Consider the following 26,804-nt stretch of genomic DNA (forward strand, 5'->3'; position numbering starts at 1 on the left):
CCCTACTCCGCTGCCACCAATGCAGCTTCGGCGGCCATAAAGATGCGGCCGTCGACGACATCGATAGGATAGGTGCGCACCGAGCCTTCGTCGGCGCCCTGAGCCTGGCCAGTGGCGAGGTCAAAAACCCAATTGTGCAGCGGGCACGTGACCGAGGCGCCGTGGACAATGCCTTCGCTCAAGGGACCGTGCTTGTGAGGGCAACGGTTTTCGATGGCGAAGATCTGGTCTTCCTGGGTACGGAACACCGCGATCTTGCCACTTGGCGTATTGACGCAGCGGGCGCCGCGGCGGGGAATGGCGTTGATCTCGCCGATTTCGATCCAGTCGGTCATTGCCATTACTCCGCTGCTACCGGCATGCCGAATTCGGCCATGGCGGCGAATTCGTGGGCGTCCTTGCCGTTGACGCGTTCTTCCCAGGGATCGATCTGCGCAAAAGTCTGCGCATAGACGAAGCGCTCGTAATAGGCGCGGCGCTTGTCGCGGTCGGTGACCACATTGGCCAGGATCGAGGGCGTGCCGACCCGCTTGGCCCATTTGTAGATGCGCTCGAGATAGCGGGCCTGTTCGCGATAGAGCTGGGTCAGCGCGACGATGATTTCGAGGGCTTCATCCTCGGTATCGGCATGGCAGAGCAATTCGGTGGGCTTGATGTCGAGGCCGGCGGCACCAGCGAAGTGGATGTCGTAGCCAGAATCGACGCAGACCACGCCGATATCCTTGCAGGTGGCTTCGGCGCAATTGCGTGGGCAGCCGGAGACAGCGAGCTTGACCTTGGCCGGGGTCCAGGCGCCCCACATGAATTTTTCCAGCCGAATGCCCAGGCCCGTCGAATCCTGGGTGCCGAAGCGACACCAGTCGGAGCCGACGCAGGTTTTGACCGTGCGCAGGCCCTTGGCGTAAGCGGCGCCCGAGACCATGCCGGCGGCGTTCAGATCAGCCCAGACGCCGGGCAGGTCTTCCTTTTTGACGCCGAGCAGATCGATGCGCTGGCCGCCGGTGACCTTGACGGCCGGGATGTGGAATTTGTCGGCCACATCGGCAATGGCGCGCAATTCCTTGGGATTGGTCATGCCGCCCCACATGCGGGGAACCACCGAATAGGTGCCGTCCTTCTGGATATTGGCGTGGACGCGTTCATTGATGAAGCGGGACTGGCCGTCATCCTCATATTCGCCCGGCCAATCGGCCACGAGGTAGTAGTTGAGCGCCGGGCGGCACTTGGCGCAGCCGCAGGAGGTTTTCCATTCCAGCTCCTGCATGACAGCGGGAATGGATTTGAGCGACTTGGCGATGATCAGGCGACGCACGTCGTCATGGCCATATTCGGTGCAGGGGCACATGGGCTGCACGGCGGCAGGATTATAGGCATCGCCCAGAGTGGCGTGCAGCAGCTGTTCAACCAGCCCGGTGCAGGAGCCGCAGGAGGCCGAGGCCTTGGTGTGGGCGCGCACGCCATCGAGCGTCGTCAGGCCCTTGGCCGTGATGGCGCCGGTGATCTTGCCTTTGCATACGCCGTTGCAGCCGCAAATCTCTGCCTCATCCGGCAATGCTGCAACGGCCGCCATAGGGTCCAGGGGGGACCCTCCTTGATAGGCTTGGCCAAAGATCAATGTGTCACGCATGTCGCGCGTGTCGGTCTTGTTCTTGAGCATGTCGAAGAACCAGGGACCGTCGGCGGTTTCGCCATAGAGCACGGCGCCGATAATCTTGTCGTCCTTGAGGATCAGGCGCTTGTAGACGCCGGCATTGGCGTCGCGCAGCACGATTTCCTCGCGGTCCTCGCCCTCGCCGAAATCGCCGGCCGAATAGAGATCGATGCCGGTGACCTTAAGGCGGGTGGCGGTGTATTGCGGCACGAAGGCGGCGCCGTGATCGCCGCCCAGATGCGCGGCCACGATATTGGCCTGCTGGTAGAGCGGGGCGACAAGGCCATAGCACATGCCGCCAACTTCGGCGCATTCGCCCAAGGCGTAAATGGCGGGATCGGAGGTCTGCATCTGGTCGTTGACGACGATGCCGCGATTGACCGCAAGCCCGGCTTCCTTGCCCAGACCCGAATTGGGGCGGATGCCGACGGCCATGACGACGATATCGGCCTTGATGATTGTGCCGTCATCCAGATGCACGGCCTCGACGCGGTCGGTGCCGGTGATTTCCTTGGTATTGGCCTTGGTGATGACCTGGATGCCGCGACGCTCCAACTCCTTCTGCAGCAGATAGCCGGCAGCCGGATCGAGCTGGCGCTCCATCAGCGTGGGGGCGATGTGCAGCACGGTGACCGTCATTCCCTGATTGATCAGGCCGGCAGCGGCTTCGAGCCCGAGCAGCCCGCCGCCGATGACCACGGCATGGCCGCGCGCCTTGGCGGCCAGCATCATGGCGTGGACGTCGTCGAGATCGCGATAGGTCAGCACGCCGGCCAGCTTGTGGCCGGGCACGGGGATGATGAAGGGCACCGAGCCGGTGGCGATGATCAGCTTGTCATATTCGGCTGAGGCGCCCTGCTCGGAGCGCACGATGTGGTTTTCGCGGTCGATCTCGACGACCTTATGCCCCTTGTAGAGCATGATCTGGTTTTCGATGTACCAGTGATCGCCATGGATGATGATGTCCTCGAAGGACTTCTCACCCGACAGGACCGGCGAGAGCATGATGCGGTCGTAATTGACGCGCGGCTCGGCGTTGAAAATGGTGACGCTGTAGCGGGTCGGATCGGTCTCGAAGAGCTTTTCGAGGGCCCGGCCCGGCGCCATGCCATTGCCGATGATGACGAGTCTTTCAGTCTTTTGCATGAGGGGGTCTCCTTGCATAAGGCTCAGGCCAGTTGCGTCACGGTCTGCCGGCGTTCCATGCGCCGGATGGCCGTGTGCATCCAAATGAGGGAAATGGCGACCAGGACGAACAGAGCCATGAAGCAGCTCGACCAGATACCGGTGAGATCGTTGAGGACGCCGAACAGGAGCGGCAGGAAAAACCCGCCCAGTCCGCCGATCATGCCGACCAATCCGCCTACGGCGCCCACATTCTGCGGGTAATAGGCCGGGATGTGCTTGAACACGGCGGCCTTGCCCAGGCTCATGAAGAAGCCGAGCACGAACACCAGTGCGATGAAGGCCCATGGGCTGATGGCGAAGTGGAAGGCGACCGGCCCATTAATGCCCTGCACCACGAAATCGCCGGCGGGCAGCGAGAGGATGAACGTGGCCAGTAGCGATACGCCAAAGGTCCAGTACAGGATGACGCGGGCGCCCACCTTGTCGCTGAGCGTGCCGCCATAGGCGCGGAACACGCTGGCGGGAATGGAGTATGAGGCCGCGACCATGCCGGCGGTGGCAATATTGAAGCCGTAGACACCGATGAGGTAGCGCGGCAGCCACAGGGTCAGCGCTACGAAGGCGCCAAAGGCGAAGAAATAGTAGAGCGCGAAGCGCCACACCCGGGGGTTGCGCAGTGGCTCGAACTCGCTGAGCAGGCTCTTGGGCGTGTAGGCCTCGGTACGGCGGCGGATGGTGACCGGATCGTCCTTGGTGGTGAACCAGAAGATCGCGGCCATGAGCACGAGGGCCCCGGCCCAGATCAGCGCCACCGACTGCCAGCCCCAGGCCAGCATGACGAAGGGCGCGGTGAACTTGGTGACCGCGGCGCCGACATTGCCGACGCCGAAAATACCGAGCGCCGTGCCCTGCTTGTCGGCCGGATAGAAGCGCGAGACATAGGCAACGCCCACGGCAAACGAGCCGCCGGCCAGACCCACGCCGAGCGCCGCCAGCAGCAATTGCTCATAGGTCTGGGCAAAGGCGAGCAGGAAGGTTGCGAGTGCGGCGGCCAACATGGTCAGCGTATAGACCAGACGCCCGCCCTTGCGGTCGGTCCAGATGCCGAGCACGACGCGCACCAGCGAGCCGGTGAGTACGGGGGTGCCGACCAGCAGGCCAAACTGGGTTTCGGAAAGGCCGAGCTGCTCCTTGAGCGACACGCCGATGATCGAAAAGATGGTCCACACGGCAAAGCACACCGTGAACGCGATGGTCGACACGCTCAGGGCGCGGGTGGGTTCGGCAATGAGCGCAGGGCGTCCGCCCGCCTGGTCCTTGGTCATTGGAATAGCTCCGTCTGCACGCTCGAAAACAAAAAAGCTGCCAACGGTTCGGCGCAGTCGGTTGGGGACCGCGCGAAGAACAGTTGGCAGCTTTGCCTGGGGATGATGCCCGTCATTGGACATCGATTGTGAAAGCGACCTCGGGAGGCGCCTCTTCGCCGTCAACATTGCACGAAGCGTGCCAAGTGCGGATCGTCAGAATTTATCGTTTAACTGCAAGGCCTTGAAGAAAGCGCCCGACCCGCCCGTAAAAGCTATGGAACGATGGGACGGCTCAATTGGGCATCAATATGCCCACAATATGGGCAAGACTAATTTATAGGCAGTTCTAAGCAGCTTCCACAAAGCGGTGGCGTTCGTAGAGGAATTTGAGCACCGCTTCGCGGCACTTGAGATAGGTGCGGTCCCCGGCCAGCTCGATGCGGTTGCGCGGACGCTCCAGCGGGACGGGGAGGATTTCGCCGATGCGGGCGGAGGGGCCGTTGGTCATCATGACGATGCGGTCGCTCAGCAGCACGGCCTCGTCCACGTCATGGGTGATCATGATCATGGTGGAGCCCAGGCGCTTCTGGATATCCATGACCGCATCTTGCAAATGGGCGCGGGTCAGAGCGTCCAGCGCGCCGAAGGGTTCGTCCAGCAGCAGGATTTTGGGCTGCATGGCCAATGCCCGGGCGATGCCGACGCGCTGCTTCATGCCGCCCGAAATCTCGGTGGGGCGCTTGTCCTTGGCATGGCTCATCTGCACCAGATCCAGGTTCTGCATGATCCAGTCATGGCGCTCGGCGCCGGTCTTGGTTTTGCCGAACACCTTGGCGACGGCCAGATTGACGTTTTCGTAGACGGTGAGCCAGGGCAGCAGGGAATGGTTTTGGAACACTACGGCGCGTTCGGGGCCGGGGCCGTTGACCTCGCGGCCCTCGAGCTGGATGCCGCCGGAGGAGACTTCGGTGAGGCCCGCAATGAGATTGAGCAGAGTGGACTTGCCGCAGCCGGAATGGCCGATGATCGAGATCACTTCGCCCTGGGCGATATCCAGGCTGACATCCTTGAGGACTTCGGAGCGGACGCCACCACGGTCAAAGTGCTTGTCGACGTTTTCGATGCGGAGATAGGTCATGAAAGGGCTCCTCAGTTGGCTGATGTGCCGCGGGTGACGAAGGCGCCGATGGCCGCTACCAGCCGGTCGAGGATGAACCCCACGACCCCGATATAGACCAGCGCCACGATGATGTCGGAGAGGCGCGAGCTGTTCCACGCATCCCAGATGAAGAAACCGATGCCTACGCCCCCGGTCAGCATTTCGGCGGCGACGATGGCCAGCCAGCTGAGGCCCACCCCGATGCGCAACCCGGTGAAAATGTAGGGAGCAGCGGCCGGGATCATGATCTTGAAGAAGAACTCGACCTGGTTGAGCTGCAGGATGCGCGCCACGTTGCGGTAATCCTGCGGGATGTTGCGCACGCCCACCGCCGTATTGATGATCACCGGCCAGACCGAGGTGATGAAAATCACGAAGATGGCTGAGGGGGCGGAATCCATGAAGGCGGCGAGCGAGAGCGGCAGCCAGGCCAAGGGCGGCACGGTGCGCAGGATCTGGAAGATCGGGTCCAGCCCGCGCATGGCCCAGATGGATTGACCGATTACGGCGCCCACGGTGACGCCAACCAGCGCGGCAATGCCGAAGCCGATGGCGACGCGTTGCAGCGAGGTCAGCACGCGCAGGCCCAGCCCGATATCGCCCTGGCCGTAGTCGAAGAAGGGGCTGACGATCAACTCACCCGCGTCGGCCCATACCTGGCTGGGTGCCGGCAGCGAGGCGCCAGGCGTGGCGCAGAGGATTTGCCAGATGACCAGGATCAACGCGATGACCACCAGCGGCGGCACGACATTGGCGGCGATGCTGGTCAGCGTCTTGGACCAGGAGCCGGGGCGGGCAGCGGGCATGGGCAGGGCGAACACCTCGGCTGCGGTCTTGGCTTCGGAGGTAGCGGCCGGAGCGAGGCGCTGAACATTGGCGGACATGGGCGAAAATCCTTTCGGGGCAATGCCGGGAAAGGGTGCGGGGGACTGGCCCCGCACCATAAGTTGGGGTCAGACCATTGCCTTGATGGCGAGGCTGTCGAGATAGGCCGAGGGGTTGGCGGGGTCGAAGACCTTGCCGTCAAAGAAGGTTTCGACGCCGCGCGACGTGCCTTCGGGAATGTCGGCAGCGGCGATGCCGAGGGCCGCGGCGGCAGCGCGCCAGATGTCTTCGCGATTGACCGCATCGACCGAGGCGTTGATGTCGGTGGTGCCGGGCAGATAGCCCCAGCGGATATTTTCGGTGAGGAACCAGGCGTCATGGCTCTTGAAGGGATAGGAAGCGTGATCCTTCCAGAACTTCATTTCGAGACCGGTAGCGGTTTCGAGCCGCCCATTGCCATAATTGATATCGCCCTTGAGGCGCCCGGCGACGTCGGCGGCGGGGATATTGAACCAGGGGCGCTTGCCTAGGATCTGCGCCAGTTCTTCCTTGTTTTCGGTGGCGTCGGCCCATTGGGCCGCTTCCATCACCGCCATCAGGATGGCTTGGGTCGCGACGGGATTGGCCTCGATGAAGTCATTGCGCAAGCTCAGTGCCTTTTCGGGGTGGTGGTGCCAGATCTCGCCCGTCGTCGTGGCGGTGAAGCCGATATTCTGGTTGACCAGCTGCTCGTTCCACGGCTCGCCGACGCAGAAGGCATCCATGGTGCCGACCTTCATATTGGCGACCATTTGCGGAGGCGGCACGGTGATCAGCGAAACTTCCTTGGTCGGATCGATGCCGCCCGCGGCCAGCCAATAGCGCATCCACATGTCATGGGTGCCGCCGGGGAAAGTCATGGCGACATTGACTTCCTTGCCCGCCGCCTTGCGCTCGGCAAAGATCGCCTTAAGGGGCGAGGAATCCAGCCCCGCACCGGCATCCTTATATTCCTGGCTGACCGAGATCGCCTGCGCGTCGAGGTTGAGCCGGGCGATGATGGACATGGGCAAAGGCGTGCCGCCAGTGACGGTGCCCGCGCTCATCAGATAGGGCATGGGCGTCAGGATATGAGCGCCGTCGATGCCGTTAGCGGCGCCGCCGAGCACCAGATTGTCGCGGGTGGCGCCCCAGCTGGCTTGCTTGAGCACTTGCACATCGGGCACGCCATGCTTGGCAAACAGGCCCTTTTCGCTGGCGATGATCAGCGGAGAGGAATCGGTGAGCGCGATGAAGCCCAGCTTGGCTGAGGTGACTTCGGGGCCGGGGCCCTGTGCAAAGGCCCCGGAGGGGAACAGGGCCTTGGCCGCGAGCAGGGTGGCGGCGGTGGCCGTTGCCCCTTTGAGAAAGCTGCGGCGGGTGGTCGTTAGCGTCATCGAATTCTCCAGCTGCAAAGAGAAAAACAAAAAGCTGCCAACGGGCACCGCGCCGGTCGGAGGGGGACCGGAAACGAACCTGTTGGCAGCTTTGCCTGAGACGCCCGTCATTGGACGCCATTTTTTGAGAGCGCGAACGCCCCTTCACAGCAGACATTGCAGGAAGCGTGCCAAGTCGTGCTTTTGGCACTTTGTCCCGTAAATTCAGTGGATTAGGATTTTAGCCGATTTGGCTTGCGGCAAGGCCCGCAGTTTGGAACGGGTCAAATCTGCGCCATTCCGCCTAAAATACGCGCAGTGCTATGCAGTGATTAAAATAGCGTCAGCGCGTGATAGACTGGCTGACGATGTAATCATCCAGCGCCTCGGGGTCGAATATCCCGCCATCGAAGAAGCGATCAGCGCCCATGAGCAGCGGCCCATTTTGGGCGAGAGTGTCGTAGGGCTGGGCGTGGGCGCCGTCGGTCTTGAAATCGGCTCGTGGCAAAGCCGCACCCAGCGGCGCGAGGGCGGCACGATAGAGATCGGGCCGGAAACAGGCGGCAGCGATCTCGACATTGCCCGGACTGGTAGCGACTTCACCCCAGCGCACCATCTGGGAATAGTACCAGAGGGCATGGCTCTTCCAGGGGAAGTTGGCCGCGCTGGCATGGGGGATGTAATAATCGGGCACCTGCCGCAACACGCCGCCGCCGATATCGAGCATGCCGGTCAGCGCGCGCTCGACGATATCGGGGGCGTTGTTGAGATAGGAAGCGGCAGCCATGATGGTCGCCGCTTCGTGGCGATTGGCCGGATCGGCGCACCACAGGCCGGCGCGGTAGACGGCGCGGATGATGGCAGCGACCAGGTCGGGATGCTGGCCCGCCCAGCTGGCGCGCATACCCACGACCTTGTCGGGACTTGATTGCCAGATCAGCGCCTTGACCGTGGCGATGTGCCCGCCCCTGGTGGCAACGCCGATGCTGTTCCAGGGCTCGCCCACGCAATAACCATCAATACCACCGCTGCCCAGCGCATCGGGCAGCAGAGGGGGTGGCAGCACGACGATTTCGATGTCGCGATCGGGCGTGATGCCACTGGCGGATAACCAATAGCGCAGTTCGTAATTGTGCGATGAGGTCTGGTGGACGACGCCAAAGCGCAGCTTGCGCGGCGACGCCATGACCACTTTGGCCAAGGCCGCGCCGGTCAGCGCCGGATCAAGATTGCCCGGGGCGCCCTGCTCCGCCATGGCCTGCCAAAGCGCATCGCTGACGGTGATGGCATTATTGCCAAGGCCCAGCACGATTGGCGCGATCATGGGCATGCCGAGCGGGGTCAGCCCCAAACTGGCGGCCAGCGGCATGGGGGCCAGCATCTGGGCAATGTCGAAATGACCGAGCGCCGCGCGGTCGCGGATATTGGCCCAGCTGGTTTCGCGCACCAGGGTGAGGTCCAGCCCCTCGTCCTCGGCAAAGCCTTTCTCGCGCGCCAGCACCAGAAGGATGCTGTCGAGCAGAGGCAGGAAGCCGGCGGTGAGTTGGGTGGTGGACATGTTATCTCCTACGGCCCCAAAAGGCTCGCGGCAGTCACAAGGCTTTGGGCAATATCGACCAGGCGCCGGTTCTGGTTCATGGCGGTGGAGCGCAGCAGGCTATAGGCATCGGCTTCGCTGAGCCCCCGGGTCTTCATCAGAATGCCCTTGGCCTGGTCGATGATCTTGCGATCCTCGAGCTCGCTACGCGCCTGTTCGAGTTCGCGCGTCAGCCGGGAAAAGGCATTGAAGCGGGAGATGGCCATATCGAGGATGGGCTTGACCCGCTCTTTCTTGAGACCATCGACCACATAGGCGGAAACCCCAGCCTCGACGGCCTTTTCGATCATGGCGCCATCGGAGCGATCGACGAACATGGCGATGGGCCGCTGGATGGCGCGGGACAGCGAGAAGAAATGCTCAAGCGTGTCGCGCTGGGGATTTTCGAGATCGATGACGATGACGTCGGGCGCCGACGCCTGGATGGTGCGGGCAACCTCGTTGACGTCGTGGATCACGGTGACGCGCTCATGCCCGGCCTCGCGCAAACCGCTCTCGATGATCGAGGCACGAATGCGGTTTTCGTCGATGATCAGGATGGACAGCGCGGCATTGGACATTGGCGCTAGTTACCCCCGCGCCTAAAACAAGCGCAATAGTCCTGTTCTGCATAGGAACTCGTCATTTTTGCCGGGGCTAGAGCGATCAAATCGCGATTTATCCACTGTTTGTGATGGGTTCAGCTGGATCGAAAGGCCGAGATCCCCGTTGGTTTGCGGCGAGGCCACGCGCTGGCTCGCATTTTTGGGAGCCTGGGGTATGACCTCAGCGGACGTCACGATACTGGTCGTCGAAGACGAACCTCTGGTCGCCATGAGCATCGTCGCCCATTTGCGGGATGAAGGCTTTGTGGTGCTGGAGGCGGCCAATGCCGACGAGGCCATTGCCATTCTCGAGCAGAACGCGCGGGTGCGGCTGATCTTCACCGATATCGACATGCCGGGCAGCATGGATGGGCTCAAGCTCGCCGCCGCGGTGCGTGACCGCTGGCCGCCGGTGCATATCATCGTGACCTCGGGGCACCGGGCGGTCACGGCCGACGACCTGCCCGATGGCAGCATGTTCTTCGCCAAGCCCTATCATCACGCCGAGATCACGAATTCGATGCGGCAGATGCTGGGCTGATCACCGCGATTGGAACAAAAGGGGAAAGATGGCATCGTGCGGCCATGCTTGCTCTGCGCGATTCGACAGCCCCCGCCACCTATCTCGACGCCCTCAATGCCGAACAGCGGCGAGCGGTGGAACATGGCGTGGGACAGGCCAATCCTGGGCCGCTGCTGGTGATTGCGGGGGCGGGATCGGGCAAGACTAATACGCTGGCCCACCGCGTGGCCCATCTGGTGGTCAATGGCGCCGATCCCAGGCGCATCCTGCTGATGACGTTTTCGCGCCGGGCGGCCAGCGAGATGAGCCGGCGGGTGGAGCGGATTGCCGGCAAGGTATTGGGCACATCCTCGGGCGCGCTGACCGATGCCTTGACCTGGGCGGGCACGTTTCACGGCATTGGCGCGCGGTTGCTGCGCGAGCATGCGACCCAATTGGGGCTCGATCCGGCGTTCACCATTCATGATCGCGAAGACTCGGCCGACCTGATGAACCTGGTGCGGCATGAACTCGGCCTGTCCGACGCCAAGAGCCGCTTTCCAACCAAGGGGACGTGCCTTGCCATCTATTCGCGCGTGGTCAATGCGCAGGGCGATCTCGATGAGGTGCTGAAAAATGTATTCCCGTGGTGCGCCATGTGGGGCGAGCCGTTGCGCACCTTGTTCCAGGCCTATGTCGAGGCCAAGCAGGCCCAGAACGTGCTCGATTACGATGATCTGCTGCTCTATTGGGCCGGGATGATGGCCGAGCCGGCCATTGCCGCCGAAGTGTCCGGGCGGTTCGACCATGTGCTGGTCGATGAGTATCAGGACACCAATCGCCTGCAGTCGAGCGTGCTGATGGCCCTCAAGCCGCAGGGCCATGGGCTGACCGTGGTGGGAGATGACGCGCAATCGATCTATTCGTTCCGCGCGGCGACAGTGCGCAATATTCTCGATTTCCCTTCAGCCTTCACCCCACCCGCCGATATCGTAACGCTGGACCGCAATTATCGCTCGACCCAACCGATCCTGACGGCGGCCAATGCGGTGATCGAACTGGCCAGCGAGCGCTTCACCAAGAACCTGTGGACCGAACGGCAATCGGACGCCAAGCCGCAATTGGTGACGGTGAAGGACGAGGCCGATCAGGCGCGCTATGTCGTGCACAAGATTTTGGAGGCGCGCGAGGGCGGCACAGCGCTGATCCAGCAAGCGGTATTGTTCCGCACCTCGAGCCATTCGGGGCCGCTCGAAATCGAGCTGACGCGGCGCAATATCCCGTTCGTCAAATTCGGCGGGCTCAAATTTCTGGATGCCGCCCATATCAAGGACCTCTTGGCCATTCTGCGCTGGGTGGAAAATCCGCGTGACCGGGTGGCGGGGTTCCGCGTACTGCAATTGCTGCCCGGGATCGGGCCGGCTTCGGCGGGCAAAGTGCTGGACGCGATGAGTGCCGCGCCGCAGCCGGTCAAGGCGCTGGCCGAATTGCCGGTGCCCTTGCGAGCGGCCGAGGGCTGGGCGGGGCTGGTAGATCTGGTCGGCGGATTGGCCCGGCGGGAGGCCAGCTGGCCGCTGGAACTGGGCTATGCCCGGCTGTGGTACGAGCCGCTGATGGAGCAGACTTACGAGGACGCCCAGGTGCGGGTCGCCGATATCATCCAGCTCGAGCAGATTGCCGCCGGCTATCCCAGCCGCGAGCGGTTTTTGACCGAATTGACGCTGGATCCGCCCGATGCCACCTCGGATCAATCGGGCGTACCCAGCCGGGATGAGGATTACCTGATCCTGTCTACCATCCATTCCTCCAAGGGGCAGGAATGGAAATCCGTGCACGTGCTCAATGTGGTGGATGGCTGCATTCCCTCCGATCTTGGGACCGGCTCGACCCATGAGCTGGAGGAGGAGCGGCGGCTGCTTTATGTGGCCATGACCCGCGCCAAGGACGAGCTGCATGTGATCACGCCGCAGCGCTTTTACGTGACCCAGCAGAGCCAATATGGCGACCGGCACATCTATGCCCAACGCAGCCGGTTCATTCCGCGCGCGATGAGCGTGCTGTTCGATGACGTGCTGTGGCCGGCAGTGAAACCGGCCCATATCGAGGGGTTGTCGCCCGGCCCGGCCCGGATCGATATCGGCGCGCAGATGCGGGGCATGTGGCAGAAGTAGCCCCCGGAGGGGCTTGAAGACTTCGCGGCGCTCTACCAAGCCAAGCTCCACCGTCATTGCCCGGCTTGTCCGGGCAATCCATTGCCGCCGCACCCGCTGAGAGATGGATCACCCGGACAAGCCGGGTGATGACGATGAATGGAGAGAGCCGCGCAAGCGGCGAAGACCCTAAAAGCCCACTTGCTGGCGCCCCTCAAATCCAGCTAGATGCGGCAGCTTCGAGCCCAGAGTTCACCCCCGTGTCCGCCCAATCCATGCCCCGTGTTGCCGATGTCGCCTCGCTCAAGGGCATGGCGTTGGGGACGCTCGCCTATTCCCTGTTTGCCGTGCATGACGCGCTGGTCAAGGGCGTGATTTATGACCTGCCGGTGATGCAGATCCTGTTCACGCGTAGCGTGGTGATTGCCGCGCTGTGCCTCATCTTCGGGTGGGGCAAGCTGATCCGCGGCCTGGTCGCCTCGCCCAACAAATCCATGATGCTGCTGCGGGCCATTCTGACGCTGGCGGCGTGGTGCATGTATTATACGGCGGGGCGCGAGCTGCAGCTGGCCGAGATGACCACGCTCTATTATTTCGCCCCGGTGCTGACCACGATCCTGGCGGTGATTTTCCTCAAGGAACAGCTGACGCTGGCCCGGGTCGGCGCGGCGGGCATCGGGTTTTTCGGGGTGATCGTCGCCTGCAATCCGGCGGGACTTGGGCTCAGCCTGCCCGCCATGCTGGTGTTGGCCGCTGCGCTCTGCTGGGCCGTGGCGATGATCCTGATGCGCACGATCTCCAAGACCGAGAGTTCGCTAGTGCAGATCTTTTCGCTCAACCTGTTCTATGTGCTGGTGATGGGCGCGGTATCGCTGCCGTTCTGGCAGGGCATGAGCACGCCGCAGATCATCATGGTGGTGGCGACGGGGCTAGTGGGCGGCACGGCGCAATATCTGCTGGTCGATGCCGCGCGGCTGGTGCCGGCCAGCGTGTTGGGCACGGTGGAATATTCGGCGCTGATCTGGAGCTTTGTGTTCGGCTATCTGTTCTGGCGCGAGGAGCCGACGCAGATGGTGTATTACGGCGCGCTGCTGGTGGTGGCGGCCGGGCTGATGCTGGCGTGGAACGAGCGGCGCGGACGACGGGTGGCGGTGGCGTAGGCCCCTATTCCGTAAACCGCACCGCCCCGATATGGGGCAGGTTGCGGTTGCGCTGGGCATAGTCGATGCCATAGCCGACGACGAAGCGGTCGGGGATGTCGAAGCCGACCCAGCGGGCTTTCACATCAGTCTCGCGGCGCGACGGCTTATTGAGGAGAGCGCAGACCTCGATACGGCGGGGGTGACGGGTGCCCAGGATGTCGAGCACGTGCCGCAATGTGTGGCCGGTATCGACAATGTCTTCGACCACCAGCACATCGCGGCCTTCGATCTCGCCCCGCAGGTCCTTGAGGATACGCACTTCGCGGCTGGATTCGGTCGAATTGCCGTAGGACGACGCCTCCATGAAATCCACCTCGACGGGCAGGTCCAGCTCACGCACCAGATCGGCGATGAAGATGAAGGAGCCGCGCAGCAGGCCAACGACGACCAGTTTGTCGGTATCGGCGTAATGGGCGGAAATTTCGCGGGCAAGACCTTCGACGCGCGCGGCAATGGCCTTGGCGGAGATCAGTTCATCGACGACATAGGCTTTGCCGGTCATGGTGCGGGAATCCCGGTTGCGATGGCGCCACCCTTAGGCAAACAGGGCGGCTTGGGCAATGGCTTTCAGCCGCGGGCCCACTGCGCCGCGAAGGCGGCGGCGTCGAGACGCGGATAGAGCAGGACTTCATCGGGCAGGGCATCGGCGAGGCTGAGGCGAATTTGCGGGTGCAGATCGATAATGCCGCCGACATAACCGATGGGCAGATGCCCGGCCCGCGCCACCAGCGCATGGCCGAGGCGGGCCAGCTCCGTGCCGGCCTGGGTGAGAATGTCGAGCGCCAATGCGTCGCCCTTGGTGGCGGCACGCGCGACGGCTTGAGCCAGCGCGCCGATGCGGCCGCGATCGCTGCCATAGATATAGGCGCGGGTAGCGTCCCAATCGCTGCCGCCGATGGGGGTGAAGAGTTCGTCGGCCAGGATTTGAGCTTGGGCTGTGGAGCCGGTTTCGTCGATTCCGCGATAGAGCCGGTCCAACGCGGTCAGGGCAATCCAGGTGCCCGAGCCGCCGTCGTCGATCAGCAGCCCCCTGCCCCCGACGCGGATGATCTGGCCGTCGGCGGTGACATGCAGGCCAATGGAACCGGTGCCGGCGGAGATAAGATGCCCCGCGCCCGGCGCGAAAGCGGCGCGGTAGGCCAGCTCCATGTCGTCGGTGAGGCGGATTGAACTGGCGGGCAGCGAAAGATGGTCGCCGATCAGGCTGGCGGCTTCGTCGCGGATTTTGTCGCCCAGCCCGGTTATGCCGAGGCAGGCGGCGGAGAGCATTGTTCCAGCGGGCAATGCCGCCGCGATGGATTGCAGGACGGCCACCAGCTTGTCGCGCTCGACCGGGTTGAAGATATGCCCCGTCGCGCCGCCGGCGGAGCCGCGCGCGGCCACGGCGCCATCGGCGTCGGCCAGCACATAGCGCGAGGCGGTGCCGCCGATATCGACGCCGAGAAAGCTCATTTGGCGGCCGCGATAGCGTGGGCGAAACCCTTGGTGATTTCGCGCGGATTGGTGATCATGGTGCCCACCACAACGGCATAGGCGCCGGCATCGAGCGCGCGGCGGGCCAATTCGGGCGTGTTGAAACGGCCTTCGGCAACCACGGGGACACTGACGCGGCTGGCCAGCGCTTCGATCAGGGCGAAATCGGGCAGGTCCGGCTTAGGCTCGGTATATTCGGTATAGCCTGACAGCGTGGTCGAAATATAAGTCGCGCCCAGTTCGGCGGCGAGCAGGCCTTCCTCCAGCGTCGAGATATCGGCAAAGGCTTCGAGGCCCAGAGTGTCGCGGATATGGCGGATGATCTCTGCCGGCGCATCGCCCTTGCGGGGACGCTGGGTGCAATCGAAGGCGATGATATCGGCGCCCGCTGCCGCGAGCCGATCGACAGTGGCAATGGAGGGGGTGATATAGACCGGCACGTCGGGCGAAAACACCTTGTCGATGCCGATGACCGGCAGGCCCGCCGCCTTGACCGCCGCTACGTCGGCCACGCCATTGGCACGGATGCCCAGAGCGCCGCCGTCGCGGGCAGCCAGCGCCATGGCGCCCATGAAGGCCGGGCCATGCAGGGGATTGTCGGCCCGCGCCTGGCAGGAAACGATCAGCGAACCTTTGACCAGCTTCATTTGACGGCTCCCGAAGTCATGCCGGAGATGAACTGCTTGGAGAGCACGATATAGATGATGATGATCGGCGCCGCCGACAGGGTCAGGCCCGAGAACAGCACGCCCCAATCGGTGGTATATTCACCCATAAAGGTGGTGAGCCCCTGCGGCAGGGTTTTGAGATTATCGCGCTGGATGAAGACCAGCGGGAAGAAGAAATCGTTCCAGATCGGCACCACGTTCTGAATGCCGGCAATGACCATGGCCGGGCGCACCAAAGGCAGCATGATGGACCACATGATGCGCGCTTCGCTGGCGCCATCCATGCGGGCGGCGTCTTCGAGTTCATTGGGCAGGGTGCGGATAAAGCCGGTGAGGATGAACACCGTCGTGGGCAGGCCCATGGCGGTATAGACGAAGATCAGGCTGAGTTGATTGTTGAGAATCCCGAGATCGCGCATCAGCATGAACAGCGGGATGATGGCCAGCTTGAGCGGCAGGGTCAGACCCGCCAGGAAGAACATCAGGATGAAGCCGGCGCCCCAGAATTCGTAGCGCGCAATGGCATAGGCGGCCATGGTCCCCAGCGTCAGGATCAGCGCCATGGAGGCGCCGGTGACGATGAAGGAATTGAGCAGGTAGCGCAGGAAATTGGTTTCGTTCCAGATTTTGACGAAGTTCACCACATTGGTGAAATCGGGAATGCCGAAGGGCGACTGGAAAATCTGCGGCGTCGTCTTGAAGGCCGAGAACACCATAATGATGATGGGCAGCAGCATGATCACGGTATTGGCGATCAGGATGATCTGCAGCAGGCCATCGCGGCCCAGCGTGCCGAGCAGGCCACGGCGGTCGTAATTGATAGTCGTGGCGGTACTCAAATCTGGATCTCCCGGGCCCGCAACCGGACGGTGATGACGCTGGCAATGGCCGCGATGAAGACAAAGATCAGCACGGCCAAAGCGCTACCGAGGCCAAAGTCCTGCTGGCCGGAGGAGACATTGCCGAAGGCGGTGCGATAGAAATAAAGCCCCAAAACATCGGTCGAGCCATAGGGCGAGCCATCGAGCCCGGCCATGATATAGGGCAGTTCGAACCAGTTGAAGGCGCCCACGAACAGCAGGGTGAAGACGATGGTGGCGCTGGGGGCAACGAGCGGCCAGACGATCTTGGTGATCTTGACCCATTCGCTCTGCGTTTCCATACGCACGGCATCGAGCATTTCGGTAGGAATGCGCTGCATGCCGGCGAGGAACACCAGGGTGGGGAAGCCCACCATATGCCAGGCATTGGCGACGATCAGCGCCCAGAGCGCGGTGGAATCCTGCCCCAGCCAGGGCTGGGCGATAAAGCCCAGGCCCATGCCGCGCAGGCTGATATTGACCACGCCGAACAGCGGGTGGAGGAACAGCTTGAACAGGTAACCCACAATGATGGTGGAAAGCACGACCGGCAGGAAGACCGCGATGCGGTGGAAACGGGCGCCGGGCAATTCGCGCCACAGCGCATAGGCGAGGATAAAGCCCAGCCCGTTTTGCAGCACCATCAGCGCGAAGAAAACGATGACGTTGTGGGTGAAGGCATTGCGGGTCCAGCTGGCATAGGGCTCGACGAACAGCACGGTGTGGAAATTGGCGAGGCCGCTGAATTCCCCGCGCAGCAGGCCATTCCAGTCAAAGAAGGCATAAGCGAAAGCCGCCACGATCGGATAGACGATGAACAGCGCCACAAAGGCCAGCGGCGGCACCAGCAGCGCCGTGATCCAGAGGCCACGTCCAGTCATCCGTAATTGGGGCATTATTTCACCGGGTTGTCGCGACGTAGGATGGCACGCCGCTGGCGGGCCACTGAATTGTCCCCTCCCCCTTGAGGGGAGGGCTAGGGTGGGGGGTGTCGAGACCTCCAAGAACTCGATGCCGGTTGAAAACTCGACACCCCCACCCTCAATCCCTCCCCTCAAGGGGGAGGGAGGCAGATCGTGGCTGGCAGGCTTACTTCTTGAACGGCTCGTACCAGGCGGCCAGGCCGTCGGTGATTGCCTTGCCGGCAGCTTCCGGCGTGGTCTGGTCGGCCAGCAGCTTCTGGACTTCCTGTTGCAGCAGCACCGAGCCGGAAGGCTCGCCATAGCGGAAGTGGACCAGCATCAGATAGGGGATGGAGGACTTGTTCAGCTCGGCGACTTCGGCCAGCAGGGGATTGTCGAAGGTGACGCCCGGAATGGTCGAGATGTTGTTGAGGCTATTGGCGAAGGCCTGGCCGAATTCCTGGCTGGCAACGAAGTTGAGGAACTTCAGCGCCGCTTCCTTGTTGGCGCCATTGGCATTGGCCGCATAGCCGCCATCGTAATAGAGGCCGACCAGCTTTTCGTCCTCGGCAGTCTTGCCGGGGGCGGCGAAGACGCCCAGTTCGAGATCAGGATTCTGGGTGGCGAAGGTTGCCAGCTCATAGGAGCCGCCAGCGAACATTGCCGCCATGCCCGAGCTGAACAGCTGCTGGGCGGAGGGGTAGTCGAGCCCGATAAAGCCATCGGGGAAATACTGGGTGATGTCCTTGAGCGCGGTGAGCGCCTCGACGAAGCGGGCGTCGGTGAAGTCGGCCTTGCCAGCCATCAGGTCGTCGTAAAAGCCCTTGCCCATGATGGACGAGGTCAGATCGAAGACGATGGTTTCGTTCTGCCAGGCGGTCGCGGTGCCATTGGCAAAGGGCATGATGCCCGCATCCTTGAGCTTTTTCGCGGCGGCCAGCAGCTCGTCCCAGGTCTGGGGTTCGGTGATGCCATTGGCGTCGAAAATGCCCTTGTTGTAGACGACCAGCTGGGTCTGGCTGGCAAAGGGCACCGCATAAAGCTTCTGGTCCGAGCGCATGGTTTCGGCGGCGAGCGCCGTATCAGCGAAATCGGCCAGAGCCGGGATGGTTTCGGTGGACAGCGGTTCGAGATAGCCAGCCGAGGCGACGTTTTCCATGCCGCCATAGGCGCGCACCATCATCAGGTCGGGACCAGTGCCGCCGGCCAGAGCCGTCGACAGGATGGTGTTGTAATTAGCCGCCTCGAAGGTTTCGAAGGTGACGGTAATGCCCGGATTGGCAGCCTCGAACGTGTCGATGAACTGCTCATATTGGGCGCGATCTTCCTGGCGCCAGCTCCAGAATGTCAGGTCCTGGGCCATGGCGGGCAGTGCGATCAGCAGTGCTCCCAGGCCCGCTGTGATACGGATTGCAGTCTTGTTCATAGTTCCCTCCTTGAATGTCGTCGCTAAACTGTCAGCCGCCGTCCATCCGCGGCGGAAAAGAAGTGCACCTGGGCCGGATCGACCGAGATGGTCACCGCCTCGTCGGGCACGTAGAGATCGTTGGGTTCGGTGCGCACGCTGACCAGCGTGCCATCGGCGAGGCGCGCATAGACATAGGCGTTGTCACCAAGATATTCGGCATAGACGACGCTGGCGGCAAAGCCCTCGCCGGACCCGCGCATCAGCTTGAGCGCATCGGGCCGAACGCCGAGCTTGAAGGCGCTTTCGCCGGCCGGGGCCGCCATGGACACCGCGCCGCCATCAGCAATGCCGACCTTCCCGGCTTGGGCCGTGATATCGATCAGCGCCATTTTGGGCGAGCCGATAAAGGTGCCCACAAAGGTATTGGCCGGGGTCTCAAACAATTGGCGCGGGCTGCCGACCTGCTCGATCCGCCCGCGGTTCATCACCACGATCTTGTCGGCCAGGGTCATGGCCTCAACCTGGTCATGAGTGACGTAAATGGTGGTGCCGCCGATATCGCGGTGCAGCTTGGCGATTTCGAGCCGCACTTCGGAGCGGAGGGCTGCGTCGAGATTGCTCAAAGGCTCGTCGAGCAGCAGGACTTCAGGCTTGCGCACCAGAGCCCGGCCGATGGCAACGCGCTGGCGCTGGCCGCCCGAGAGTTCGCGCGGCTTGCGCTGCAGGAGCTCATCGAGGCGCAACATGCGGGCGGCTTCGGCAATGCGCGCTTCGACCTCGGCCTTGTCGAGCCCCATGAGGCGGGCGCCAAAGGCCATGTTCTCATAGACGTCCATATGCGGATAAAGTGCGTAGGACTGGAACACCATGGCAATGCCGCGCTTGGAGGGCGGCACGTCGTTCATGCGCTTTTCATTGAGGGTGAATTCGCCGTCGCTGATCGGATCGAGCCCGGCGATCAGGCGCAGCAAAGTGGACTTGCCGCAACCGGACGGGCCGACGAACACCACGAATTCGCGGTCGCCAATATCGAGATCGATGCCATGCAGGACCTCGGTTGCCTTGAAGCGCTTTTTGATGCCGCGCAGCGACAACCGTGCCATATATCCTCACCCGGTCTGTACAAGACCACTTGAAAGCCAATTCAATACCAATATCATTCACCAGCCGGTGAAATGTGTAAAGCAAAAATCGCCGGACTATGCACAGCCGAACGGCGTTCCGACAAAAAGGTTATTCCATGAGCACCACAGAATCCGCCTCCCCTCGCTTTGCCGGTATCGAGGATTGGGGCAGCAGCGATCTGGTGCTGGGCATCCTCGAGGGGCAATTTGCGGCTATCGCCGCGGTGCAGGCCGCAGCACCCGCCTTGGCCGAAGCCATCGACCGGGGCGCCGAGCGCCTGGCCAAGGGCGGAAGGCTGATCTATATGGGCGCGGGCACGTCGGGCCGGATCGCGACGCAAGACGCCGCCGAATTGCCGCCCACCTTCAACTGGCCCTATGAGCGCGCCCTTTCGTTGATGGCCGGCGGCTCGACCGCACTGACACTGGCAGCCGAAGGGGCCGAGGACAGCGAAGAACTGGCGCAGGCGGATCTCGACAGGGTGCAGGTTGGCCCCAATGACGTGGTGCTTGGCCTCGCCGCCAGCGGCCGCACGCCCTACGCCATTGCGGGGCTGGTGCATGCCCGCAAGGCTGGGGCACTGACCATCGGCATTTTCAACAATCCGGGCGGCAAGCTGGGCGAGGTCGCCGATATTGCCGTGCTGCTGGCGACCGGCAGCGAGTTCCTGGCCGGTTCGACCCGCATGAAGGCCGGCACGGCACAGAAGGCGGCGCTCAACTGTATTTCGACCGGGGTGATGATCAAGCTGGGCTTTGTCTATCGCGGCATGATGGTGGAGATGAAGCCCACCAATGTGAAACTGGTCGACCGTGCCGCCAAGATGGTCGCGGCATTGACCGGGGCCGATTATGACACGGCGCGGCAGACGCTGGACATTGCCGATGGCAGCATCAAGCTGGCGACCGTGATGCTGGAAAAGGGCGTGGATGCGCTGGCGGCCGGCAAGGCGCTGGAGGCCGCCGGGGGGAATTTGCGGAAGGCGTTGGAATAGGGGGCGAGGCTGGGGTGGTTGCGGAGACAACCCCTCACCCGTCTCGGCCTAACGGCCGATCCACCCTCTCCCTCAAGGGGAGAGGGGAGGCATAATGCCCAGCCTAAGCTCGGAGCCCACCCTTCTCCCCTTGAGGAGAAGGTGCCCGAAGGGACACCGAATTCGCTAAGGCGAATTTCGATTGGGATGAAGGGTCAGGAGCTATCAAAACACTGAGAATTCCCAGCCCACCCCAGTGTCATTCCCGCGAAAGCGGGAACCTCTGTTGGCGATGCAAGCGAAGTAAACGGAGGTTCCCGCTTTCGCGGGAATGACATCGTGGGTAGCGGACAAATTGAGGGAGGCACTGGGCAATGCAATTCGACATCACCGATGACGCCACCGACCCGGCAATAGCCCGCATCGGCGACGAACTCGCCACATTCAACCGGGCCGATGTCGGTCCCTCCGACCGCCGCACCCTCGCCGTCCTGCTCCGCGATGGCGACACCATCACCGCCGGCCTATCCGGCTACACCGCCTGGGGCTGGCTCTACATCCAGTGGCTGTGGATCGACGAAGCCCAGCGCGGCAAAGGCATTGCTGCACAATTGCTCGCAGCGGCCGAGGCCGAAGCGAGCAACCGGGGCTGCCGCGGGGCCTATATCGACACCTTCAACCCGGTGGCGTTGCGGACCTATCGCAAAGCGGGTTATGCCGTGTTCGGCGCGCTCGAAGACTTTCCCAAGGGCCGCACCCGTTCTTTCCTCATGAAAGCCTTGCCTTGATGAATACTCCCCTGAGCGGCATCGGGCTGGGCGCTGCGGGCATTGTCGTGCTGTGCAGCATGGATGCGACCGCCAAGGCGCTGGGCGCGCATCTGCCCACATTCGAGATCGTCTTCCTGCGCTTTATCGGCGCGGCGATCTGGCTGGTGCTGTGGATCTGGCTGAGCCGGGGCGCCTGGCCCAAGCGGAGTAATCTGGGCCGCCACATCATGCGCGGGGCGCTGTTCACCGTTACCGCCTTCATGTTCTTTTATGCGGTAAGCCATTTGCCGCTGGCGATTGCCGCGGCCTTGGCGATGACGGCGCCGGTCTATGTGACGGGGCTGGGCATGTTGGCTTTGCGCGAGCCGGTGCGGCTGCAGCCGGTGATTGCGCTGGTGCTGGGCGGGATCGGTTCGGCCATTATCGTGTTTGGCGGCGGCGATGCGGTGACCGGCGGCTCGGCCGATATTCTGGCCTGGGGCGCGGCGATCCTGGCGCCGCTCTGTTATGCGCTGACGCTGGTGCTGCTCAAGCACCATTCGGGCGATGAAAGCGCGGCGGCAATTACGCTGGCGCAATCGGTCGTAGCGGCAGCATTCACCCTGCCCCTGGCGGCGAGCAATTTCGTTATTCCCACGGGGATCGTTGCCGCGCAGGCGGTGTTGATCGGGATTTTGGGAGCCGGTGGCTTCCTGCTGCTGATCAACGGGCTCAAGCGCGTGCCGGTCTCGGTGTTTGCCGTGCTCGACTATACCGGGCTGATCTGGGCGGCGGTATTTGGCTGGCTGTTCTTTGCCGAGGTGCCTGGGGTGGAACTGTATCTCGGCGGCGCGTTGATCATTGCGGCTTGCGCGGTGGGCGCTCGGACGTCGGGAAAGCCGGTGGTGGCTTAGTACCGCCCCACCCGCCAAATTATTTCCATCCACGGTGTCATTCCCGCGAAAGCGGGAACCTCTGTTTATCGATGCAAGAAAGCAAACGGAGGTTCCCGCTTTCGCGGGAATGACATTGTGGGGGTGGGAGCCTGGAGCGGTTCCTAGCCCGCCAACCGCCCGCCGGTCATCGGCGCGGGCACACCCGTCGTTGTCGGGAAACTGATCGGCAGGCCACGTAAGACCCGCACGGCCAAAAACGCAAAACATTCGGCTTCAATCGCGTCGCCGCGCCAGCCGACTGTCTCGGCGGGGATCACCTCCACGCCGGCGCGCTGGGGCAACATCGCCATGATGGCCGGATTGCGCCGACCGCCGCCGCAAACGATGATCCGCTTTGGCCGACGCGGCAGCAGGTCCAGCCCCTTGCCGACCGCCGAGGTGGTGAAGGCGGTGAGCAAAGCCGCGCCGTTTTCGGCACTCTCGCCCTTGGCCATGTCGGCGGTGAAGTCGAAGCGATCAAGCGACTTGGGATAGGCCGCGCGGAGATAGAGATGCTCCAACAGCTTGGCGAGGCGGGCTTCGTCGACCGTTCCGGCCAGCGCCAATTTGCCGTCGCGGTCCATATCGCCCAGGCCGAGCGCGCCGACGAAATCGTTGATCGGGGCATTGGCCGGGCCGGTATCGAAGGCGATGACCAGGTCCTCGCCATCCCACCATGTGACATTGGCAACGCCGCCCAGATTGAGCACGGCGGTATCGCCATCGGCCTTGAGGCCGCGCAAAAGCGCCGCATGATAAATGGCCGAGAGCGGCGCCCCCTGCCCGCCTGCGGCCACGTCGGCGCTGCGGAAATCATAGGCGACTTTGGTGCCCAGCATATCCGCCATCAGCGCGCCGTCGCCAAGCTGGCGGGTGGCGCCGATACGGCCCGGCTGGGGCGCGCGATGCAGCACGCTTTGGCCGTGAAAGCCGACAATGCCGATATCGGCCATGCTCAGGCCCTGGGCAATGACGAAGTCGCGCACGGCATTGGACTGGGCTTCGGTCAGGGCCTTTTCCGCCCTGGCGAAGATAGCGGGGTCCTCGGCGGCAAAGTTCCATTTGCGAGCGGTGTCGAGCGTTTCGACCAACAATGCCCGCAGGTCCGCGCCATAGGGGGCCAGGGTATAGGCGCCGAATTCGGAGATGGTTTCGCCATCAGTTCGCAGCAGGGCAATGTCGATATTGCCGTCCAGCACGGTGCCGGTCATCAGCCCGATGGCCCAGATGGGTTGCATGTTTCTAGTTCCCGTTGATGGCGTCGCCGACGGCACGGCGGAGGGCGACAATGCCGCTATCGAAATGGCGCGTGGGGTGGACGCGATTGGTCAGCAGGGTCCAGGCGCGGCCGGCAGCAAAGTCGACCCACAGGCCGGTGCCGGTAAAGCCGGTATGGCCGATGGTTTGCGGACTGCAGAGATCACCACCGGACCAGCCGGTATAGGACTTTTCCCAGCCATGGGTGCGGTTGCCATGAATGGGTTCTCGCATGAGCGCGATGGCTTGAGGCGAGGCGCCGTTGCCGTCGAGCAGGCCACGGGCGTGATCGAGGACGGAATGGACAGTGCCGAACAGGCCCGCATGGCCCGCGCCCTCAAGGGCGGAGCAATTGTCGTCATGCACTTCGCCGACCAGCACGCGGTGGCGCCAGTAGCAGTCTTCGGTGGCGGCAGCATCTTGCGGGTTGGCCGACCAGGCAAAGCCCAGGCCGGCATCGAGCGCGCGGATCCATTTCTTGTTCAGCCGCTCCAGCACGAAGCCGAGCAGGATGAAATTGATGTCGGAATACACCGCAGGGCCAGCGCGCCATTCGCGTTGCAGGATGAAGGTACGCAGCAGATCGGGATCGCGGCCATAGGTATAGATGGGTTCGACCGCGGGGAATGGCGTCTGGTGGCCCAGGCATTGGCGGAAGGTGACCTGGCGTTCCCAGGCATCGGCTTTGTAGTGCCGCAGATCGGGCAGGATGGTCGTCAGCGGCGCGTCGAGATCGATGGTACCGGCATCGGCCAGCGCCAGAATGCGGGGCGTGGTGAACAGCACTTTGGTGAGCGAGGCCAGATCGAACCAGGTGTGTTCGGTCATGGCCCGTTCGGTGGGAACGGTCTGGGCCTTGCCGATATGGCGGACCTGCTTGCTACCATCGGCCTCGATGAGGCCGAGCACACCGCCGGGAATGCGGCCGGCGGCCACAGCGGCCTCAAGCGGGGCGAAGGCGCGCTCGAAACTCAGGGATAGAGGTGGCATGCGACGTCTCCGGCAAGCGTTCCGCCCGGCGCGGCCAGCACGGGCCGCTTGGTGTGGCAGATATCCATGACCTTGGGGCAGCGGGTGTGAAAGGCGCAGCCGGCGGGCGGATTGGCCGGGTCCGGCAATTCGCCCTTGAGTATGACACGATCGGCCCGCGTCACGCCCGGCCGCGGCACAGCGGAGAGCAGCGCCTGCGTATAGGGATGTTTGGGGGCGGTCATGATCGCTTCGGTCGGTCCGATCTCGACGATACGGCCCAGATACATGACGGCGATGCGGTCGCTGACATGGCGGATGACCGACAGGTCATGACTGATGAACAGAATGGCTAGGTTCATCTTCTGGCGCAATTCGGCGATCAGATTGATGATCTGGCTCTGGATCGAGACGTCGAGCGCCGACACGGCCTCGTCGGCCACCAGCAGTTTTGGCTCGAGCGCCAAAGCGCGGGCAATGGCGATGCGCTGGCGTTGGCCGCCGGAAAATTCGTGCGGATAGCGGCTGGCGGCGTCTTCGGGCAAGCCGACAATGTTGAGCAATTCAGCGACGCGCCTGGCCCGCGCCTGCCGGTCGCCAACGTGATGGACGACCAGCGGCTCGGCAATGATATAGCCCACGGTGTGGCGCGGATTGAGCGAGCCAAAGGGGTCCTGAAAGATCACCTGCAGGTCGCGACGCACCGCTTTCATATCGTGGCGGCTCAGCTTGGTGAGATCGCGCCCCGCAAAATGGATTGAGCCGCCGCTGGGCTCGATCAGCCGCAGCAGCGTGCGGCCGAGAGTGGATTTGCCGCAGCCGGATTCCCCCACGACCCCCAGCACTTCGCCGGCCTCGATGGTGAGCGAGACTTCGGACACCGCACGGACGCCGCCGGGATAGGTCTTGGAGAGATTGTCGAGTTCGAGCAGGCTCATGATGCCGGGTTCCAGCAACGGATCAGGTGAGCCTCACCCACCAGGTCCGGCATGTCCACCGAGCAGCGCGCGACGCTCGCGTGGCAGCGCGGATGAAAGGTGCAGCCATTGGGGCGCTTGCCGGGCGGCGGGACAGTGCCTGAAATGGCGGGCAGCCGCGTGCCGGGCGGATTGGAGGCCGGGATCGTGCGCAGCAGCGCTTCGGTATAGCGATGGCGCGGATGGGCGAAGAGTTCGGCTGAGGGCGCCTGTTCGACCACGCGCCCGCCATACATGACGGCAACGCGGTCGCAATATTGCGAGACGACGCCCAGATCATGGGTGATCAGCAGCACGGCCATGCCGGTTTCGCGGCGCAAATCATCGATGAGATCGAGAATTTGCGCCTGCACGGTCACGTCGAGCGCAGTGGTCGGCTCGTCGGCTACCAAGAGGCTCGGGTCGCAGGCGAGCGCCATGGCGATCATGACGCGCTGGCGCTGGCCGCCGGAGAGTTGATGGGGATAACGCTCCATCGCGGCAGCTGGCGCGGGAATGCCGACGCGGGTCAAGAGCTCGACAGCGCGGGCATCGGCAACCTGGTGCGACACATCGCGATGCAGCAGCACGACTTCGGAAATCTGGTCGCCCACGGTGAAGACCGGATTGAGCGAGGTCATCGGCTCCTGAAAAATCATGGCGATGCGGTCGCCGCGCAAGCGTTCGAGCGCATGTTCGTCCAGCGCCAGAATGTCCTGCCCGTCATAGCGGATGGAGCCGCCATCGATGCGCATGGGCGGCTCTGCCAAAAGCCGCATGATGGACAGCGCTGTCACCGATTTGCCGCAGCCCGATTCCCCCACCAGGCCCAGCATTTCGCCGGCCTTGATCTCAAGCGACACCCCTTCGATGACCGGACGGCCACCGGCGGAAATCCGCAAATCCTCAATAGTCAGCAGTGCCTCTGCCGGCATGGCCACTCCGCCGAAAGTCGAATGCAAATCTGCCGGAAAGACAGGGATTTACGCGGTTTCGCGCTTACTAGCGCTTGACGAGTTAGTACCATAGC

The 26,804-nt window shown here is 63.2% G+C and carries 25 protein-coding genes; 6 read left to right on the top strand and 19 right to left on the bottom strand.

The window, feature by feature from the left end; translation table 11 throughout:
• Nucleotides 1-2: 2 nt before the first annotated feature.
• From nirD to N8A98_RS05655, 8 genes are all read right to left on the bottom strand, one after another.
• Nucleotides 3-335 carry a nitrite reductase small subunit NirD gene (gene nirD, locus N8A98_RS05620; RefSeq protein WP_262169824.1) on the bottom strand — a complete coding sequence of 111 codons (333 nt, stop codon included), beginning with the start codon at nt 333-335 and terminating at the stop codon, nt 3-5.
• 5 nt (nt 336-340) lie between these two features.
• A complete protein-coding gene (gene nirB, locus N8A98_RS05625; RefSeq protein ID WP_262169826.1) occupies nt 341-2,797 on the bottom strand; it encodes a nitrite reductase large subunit NirB in 2,457 nt (818 codons plus the stop codon).
• Nucleotides 2,798-2,820: 23 nt separating this feature from the next.
• Nucleotides 2,821-4,104 carry an MFS transporter gene (locus N8A98_RS05630; RefSeq protein ID WP_262169827.1) on the bottom strand — a complete coding sequence of 428 codons (1,284 nt, stop codon included), beginning with the start codon at nt 4,102-4,104 and terminating at the stop codon, nt 2,821-2,823.
• A 328-nt stretch (nt 4,105-4,432) separates the two neighbouring features.
• Nucleotides 4,433-5,224: an ABC transporter ATP-binding protein gene (locus N8A98_RS05635; protein WP_262169829.1), complete on the bottom strand. Its 792-nt coding sequence runs from the start codon at nt 5,222-5,224 to the stop codon at nt 4,433-4,435.
• Between the two features lie 11 nt (nt 5,225-5,235).
• Entirely contained in the window at nt 5,236-6,129 is an 894-nt protein-coding gene (gene ntrB, locus N8A98_RS05640; RefSeq protein WP_262169831.1) for a nitrate ABC transporter permease, read from the bottom strand.
• A 69-nt stretch (nt 6,130-6,198) separates the two neighbouring features.
• Nucleotides 6,199-7,485: a CmpA/NrtA family ABC transporter substrate-binding protein gene (locus tag N8A98_RS05645; RefSeq protein WP_262169832.1), complete on the bottom strand. Its 1,287-nt coding sequence runs from the start codon at nt 7,483-7,485 to the stop codon at nt 6,199-6,201.
• A gap of 322 nt (nt 7,486-7,807) precedes the next feature.
• Nucleotides 7,808-9,022, bottom strand: a complete 1,215-nt coding sequence (locus N8A98_RS05650) for a CmpA/NrtA family ABC transporter substrate-binding protein (RefSeq protein ID WP_262169834.1) — start codon at nt 9,020-9,022, stop codon at nt 7,808-7,810.
• Nucleotides 9,023-9,030: 8 nt separating this feature from the next.
• Complete coding sequence (locus tag N8A98_RS05655) at nt 9,031-9,621, bottom strand: ANTAR domain-containing response regulator (RefSeq protein WP_113122522.1); 591 nt, start codon at nt 9,619-9,621, stop codon at nt 9,031-9,033.
• 199 nt (nt 9,622-9,820) lie between these two features.
• Here N8A98_RS05655 and N8A98_RS05660 point away from each other — a divergent pair, with 199 nt between their 5' ends.
• The 3 genes from N8A98_RS05660 to N8A98_RS05670 all read left to right on the top strand — a co-directional run bounded on the left by N8A98_RS05660 (nt 9,821) and on the right by N8A98_RS05670 (nt 13,457).
• A complete protein-coding gene (locus N8A98_RS05660) occupies nt 9,821-10,186 on the top strand; it encodes a response regulator (protein ID WP_262169837.1) in 366 nt (121 codons plus the stop codon).
• 44 nt (nt 10,187-10,230) lie between these two features.
• A complete protein-coding gene (locus N8A98_RS05665; RefSeq protein ID WP_262169838.1) occupies nt 10,231-12,318 on the top strand; it encodes an ATP-dependent helicase in 2,088 nt (695 codons plus the stop codon).
• Nucleotides 12,319-12,557: 239 nt separating this feature from the next.
• Nucleotides 12,558-13,457 (top strand): DMT family transporter, encoded by a 900-nt coding sequence (locus N8A98_RS05670; protein ID WP_262169839.1) that lies wholly within the window; start codon nt 12,558-12,560, stop codon nt 13,455-13,457.
• 4 nt (nt 13,458-13,461) lie between these two features.
• On the opposite strand, the gene hpt is transcribed toward N8A98_RS05670, so the two are convergent.
• From hpt to N8A98_RS05705, 7 genes are all read right to left on the bottom strand, one after another.
• Entirely contained in the window at nt 13,462-14,001 is a 540-nt protein-coding gene (hpt, locus tag N8A98_RS05675) for a hypoxanthine phosphoribosyltransferase (protein WP_113122526.1), read from the bottom strand.
• 65 nt (nt 14,002-14,066) lie between these two features.
• Entirely contained in the window at nt 14,067-14,951 is an 885-nt protein-coding gene (locus tag N8A98_RS05680; protein WP_262169840.1) for an N-acetylglucosamine kinase, read from the bottom strand.
• On the bottom strand, nt 14,948-15,619 hold the full coding sequence (locus N8A98_RS05685; protein ID WP_262169841.1) for an N-acetylmannosamine-6-phosphate 2-epimerase: 672 nt from the start codon (nt 15,617-15,619) through the stop codon (nt 14,948-14,950). Before N8A98_RS05685 ends, N8A98_RS05680 begins: the two co-directional genes overlap by 4 nt.
• Nucleotides 15,616-16,479: a carbohydrate ABC transporter permease gene (locus N8A98_RS05690; RefSeq protein WP_262169843.1), complete on the bottom strand. Its 864-nt coding sequence runs from the start codon at nt 16,477-16,479 to the stop codon at nt 15,616-15,618. Before N8A98_RS05690 ends, N8A98_RS05685 begins: the two co-directional genes overlap by 4 nt.
• Nucleotides 16,476-17,396: a carbohydrate ABC transporter permease gene (locus tag N8A98_RS05695; protein WP_262169845.1), complete on the bottom strand. Its 921-nt coding sequence runs from the start codon at nt 17,394-17,396 to the stop codon at nt 16,476-16,478. The genes N8A98_RS05690 and N8A98_RS05695 overlap by 4 nt, the downstream gene beginning before the upstream one ends.
• 193 nt (nt 17,397-17,589) lie before the next feature.
• On the bottom strand, nt 17,590-18,828 hold the full coding sequence (locus tag N8A98_RS05700; protein ID WP_113122530.1) for an extracellular solute-binding protein: 1,239 nt from the start codon (nt 18,826-18,828) through the stop codon (nt 17,590-17,592).
• Between the two features lie 23 nt (nt 18,829-18,851).
• Nucleotides 18,852-19,913 (bottom strand): ABC transporter ATP-binding protein, encoded by a 1,062-nt coding sequence (locus N8A98_RS05705; protein ID WP_262169847.1) that lies wholly within the window; start codon nt 19,911-19,913, stop codon nt 18,852-18,854.
• Between the two features lie 137 nt (nt 19,914-20,050).
• On the opposite strand from N8A98_RS05705, the gene N8A98_RS05710 reads away from it, so the two are divergent.
• The 3 genes from N8A98_RS05710 (at nt 20,051) to N8A98_RS05720 (ending at nt 22,571) form a co-directional block, all read left to right on the top strand.
• Nucleotides 20,051-20,929: an N-acetylmuramic acid 6-phosphate etherase gene (locus N8A98_RS05710; RefSeq protein ID WP_262169848.1), complete on the top strand. Its 879-nt coding sequence runs from the start codon at nt 20,051-20,053 to the stop codon at nt 20,927-20,929.
• A 353-nt stretch (nt 20,930-21,282) separates the two neighbouring features.
• The gene (locus tag N8A98_RS05715) at nt 21,283-21,696 is read left to right on the top strand and encodes a GNAT family N-acetyltransferase (RefSeq protein ID WP_262169850.1); all 414 of its coding nucleotides are present in this window, start codon (nt 21,283-21,285) and stop codon (nt 21,694-21,696) included.
• Nucleotides 21,696-22,571 carry a DMT family transporter gene (locus tag N8A98_RS05720; protein ID WP_262171897.1) on the top strand — a complete coding sequence of 292 codons (876 nt, stop codon included), beginning with the start codon at nt 21,696-21,698 and terminating at the stop codon, nt 22,569-22,571. Before N8A98_RS05715 ends, N8A98_RS05720 begins: the two co-directional genes overlap by 1 nt.
• Before the next feature lie 143 nt (nt 22,572-22,714).
• On the opposite strand, the gene N8A98_RS05725 is transcribed toward N8A98_RS05720, so the two are convergent.
• From N8A98_RS05725 to N8A98_RS05740, 4 genes are read right to left on the bottom strand one after another with little or no spacing between them, the layout of a single operon-like run.
• Nucleotides 22,715-23,830, bottom strand: coding sequence for an anhydro-N-acetylmuramic acid kinase (locus tag N8A98_RS05725; RefSeq protein WP_262169852.1), 1,116 nt, complete (start codon nt 23,828-23,830; stop codon nt 22,715-22,717).
• Nucleotides 23,831-23,834: 4 nt separating this feature from the next.
• Nucleotides 23,835-24,839 carry a serine hydrolase domain-containing protein gene (locus tag N8A98_RS05730; RefSeq protein WP_262169854.1) on the bottom strand — a complete coding sequence of 335 codons (1,005 nt, stop codon included), beginning with the start codon at nt 24,837-24,839 and terminating at the stop codon, nt 23,835-23,837.
• Nucleotides 24,821-25,756, bottom strand: coding sequence for an ABC transporter ATP-binding protein (locus N8A98_RS05735; protein ID WP_262169856.1), 936 nt, complete (start codon nt 25,754-25,756; stop codon nt 24,821-24,823). The genes N8A98_RS05730 and N8A98_RS05735 overlap by 19 nt, the downstream gene beginning before the upstream one ends.
• Nucleotides 25,753-26,709 (bottom strand): ABC transporter ATP-binding protein, encoded by a 957-nt coding sequence (locus tag N8A98_RS05740; RefSeq protein ID WP_262169857.1) that lies wholly within the window; start codon nt 26,707-26,709, stop codon nt 25,753-25,755. The genes N8A98_RS05735 and N8A98_RS05740 overlap by 4 nt, the downstream gene beginning before the upstream one ends.
• Nucleotides 26,710-26,804 lie beyond the last annotated feature (95 nt).

The sequence above is a fragment of the Devosia neptuniae genome (assembly GCF_025452235.1).
Lineage (GTDB): Bacteria > Pseudomonadota > Alphaproteobacteria > Rhizobiales > Devosiaceae > Devosia.

Bases quoted from the DNA above. Each gene is read 5' to 3' on its own strand.
- nirD (WP_262169824.1), bottom strand. From the start codon at position 335: ATGACCGACTGGATCGAAATCGGCGAGATCAACGCCATTCCCCGCCGC.
- nirB (WP_262169826.1), bottom strand. From the start codon at position 2,797: ATGCAAAAGACTGAAAGACTCGTCATCATCGGCAATGGCATGGCGCCG.
- N8A98_RS05630 (WP_262169827.1), bottom strand. From the start codon at position 4,104: ATGACCAAGGACCAGGCGGGCGGACGCCCTGCGCTCATTGCCGAACCC.
- N8A98_RS05635 (WP_262169829.1), bottom strand. From the start codon at position 5,224: ATGACCTATCTCCGCATCGAAAACGTCGACAAGCACTTTGACCGTGGT.
- ntrB (WP_262169831.1), bottom strand. From the start codon at position 6,129: ATGTCCGCCAATGTTCAGCGCCTCGCTCCGGCCGCTACCTCCGAAGCC.
- N8A98_RS05645 (WP_262169832.1), bottom strand. From the start codon at position 7,485: ATGACGCTAACGACCACCCGCCGCAGCTTTCTCAAAGGGGCAACGGCC.
- N8A98_RS05650 (WP_262169834.1), bottom strand. From the start codon at position 9,022: ATGTCCACCACCCAACTCACCGCCGGCTTCCTGCCTCTGCTCGACAGC.
- N8A98_RS05655 (WP_113122522.1), bottom strand. From the start codon at position 9,621: ATGTCCAATGCCGCGCTGTCCATCCTGATCATCGACGAAAACCGCATT.
- N8A98_RS05660 (WP_262169837.1), top strand. From the start codon at position 9,821: ATGACCTCAGCGGACGTCACGATACTGGTCGTCGAAGACGAACCTCTG.
- N8A98_RS05665 (WP_262169838.1), top strand. From the start codon at position 10,231: ATGCTTGCTCTGCGCGATTCGACAGCCCCCGCCACCTATCTCGACGCC.
- hpt (WP_113122526.1), bottom strand. From the start codon at position 14,001: ATGACCGGCAAAGCCTATGTCGTCGATGAACTGATCTCCGCCAAGGCC.
- N8A98_RS05680 (WP_262169840.1), bottom strand. From the start codon at position 14,951: ATGAGCTTTCTCGGCGTCGATATCGGCGGCACCGCCTCGCGCTATGTG.
- N8A98_RS05685 (WP_262169841.1), bottom strand. From the start codon at position 15,619: ATGAAGCTGGTCAAAGGTTCGCTGATCGTTTCCTGCCAGGCGCGGGCC.
- N8A98_RS05695 (WP_262169845.1), bottom strand. From the start codon at position 17,396: ATGCCCCAATTACGGATGACTGGACGTGGCCTCTGGATCACGGCGCTG.
- N8A98_RS05700 (WP_113122530.1), bottom strand. From the start codon at position 18,828: ATGAACAAGACTGCAATCCGTATCACAGCGGGCCTGGGAGCACTGCTG.
- N8A98_RS05705 (WP_262169847.1), bottom strand. From the start codon at position 19,913: ATGGCACGGTTGTCGCTGCGCGGCATCAAAAAGCGCTTCAAGGCAACC.
- N8A98_RS05710 (WP_262169848.1), top strand. From the start codon at position 20,051: ATGAGCACCACAGAATCCGCCTCCCCTCGCTTTGCCGGTATCGAGGAT.
- N8A98_RS05715 (WP_262169850.1), top strand. From the start codon at position 21,283: ATGCAATTCGACATCACCGATGACGCCACCGACCCGGCAATAGCCCGC.
- N8A98_RS05720 (WP_262171897.1), top strand. From the start codon at position 21,696: ATGAATACTCCCCTGAGCGGCATCGGGCTGGGCGCTGCGGGCATTGTC.
- N8A98_RS05725 (WP_262169852.1), bottom strand. From the start codon at position 23,830: ATGCAACCCATCTGGGCCATCGGGCTGATGACCGGCACCGTGCTGGAC.
- N8A98_RS05730 (WP_262169854.1), bottom strand. From the start codon at position 24,839: ATGCCACCTCTATCCCTGAGTTTCGAGCGCGCCTTCGCCCCGCTTGAG.
- N8A98_RS05735 (WP_262169856.1), bottom strand. From the start codon at position 25,756: ATGAGCCTGCTCGAACTCGACAATCTCTCCAAGACCTATCCCGGCGGC.
- N8A98_RS05740 (WP_262169857.1), bottom strand. From the start codon at position 26,709: ATGCCGGCAGAGGCACTGCTGACTATTGAGGATTTGCGGATTTCCGCC.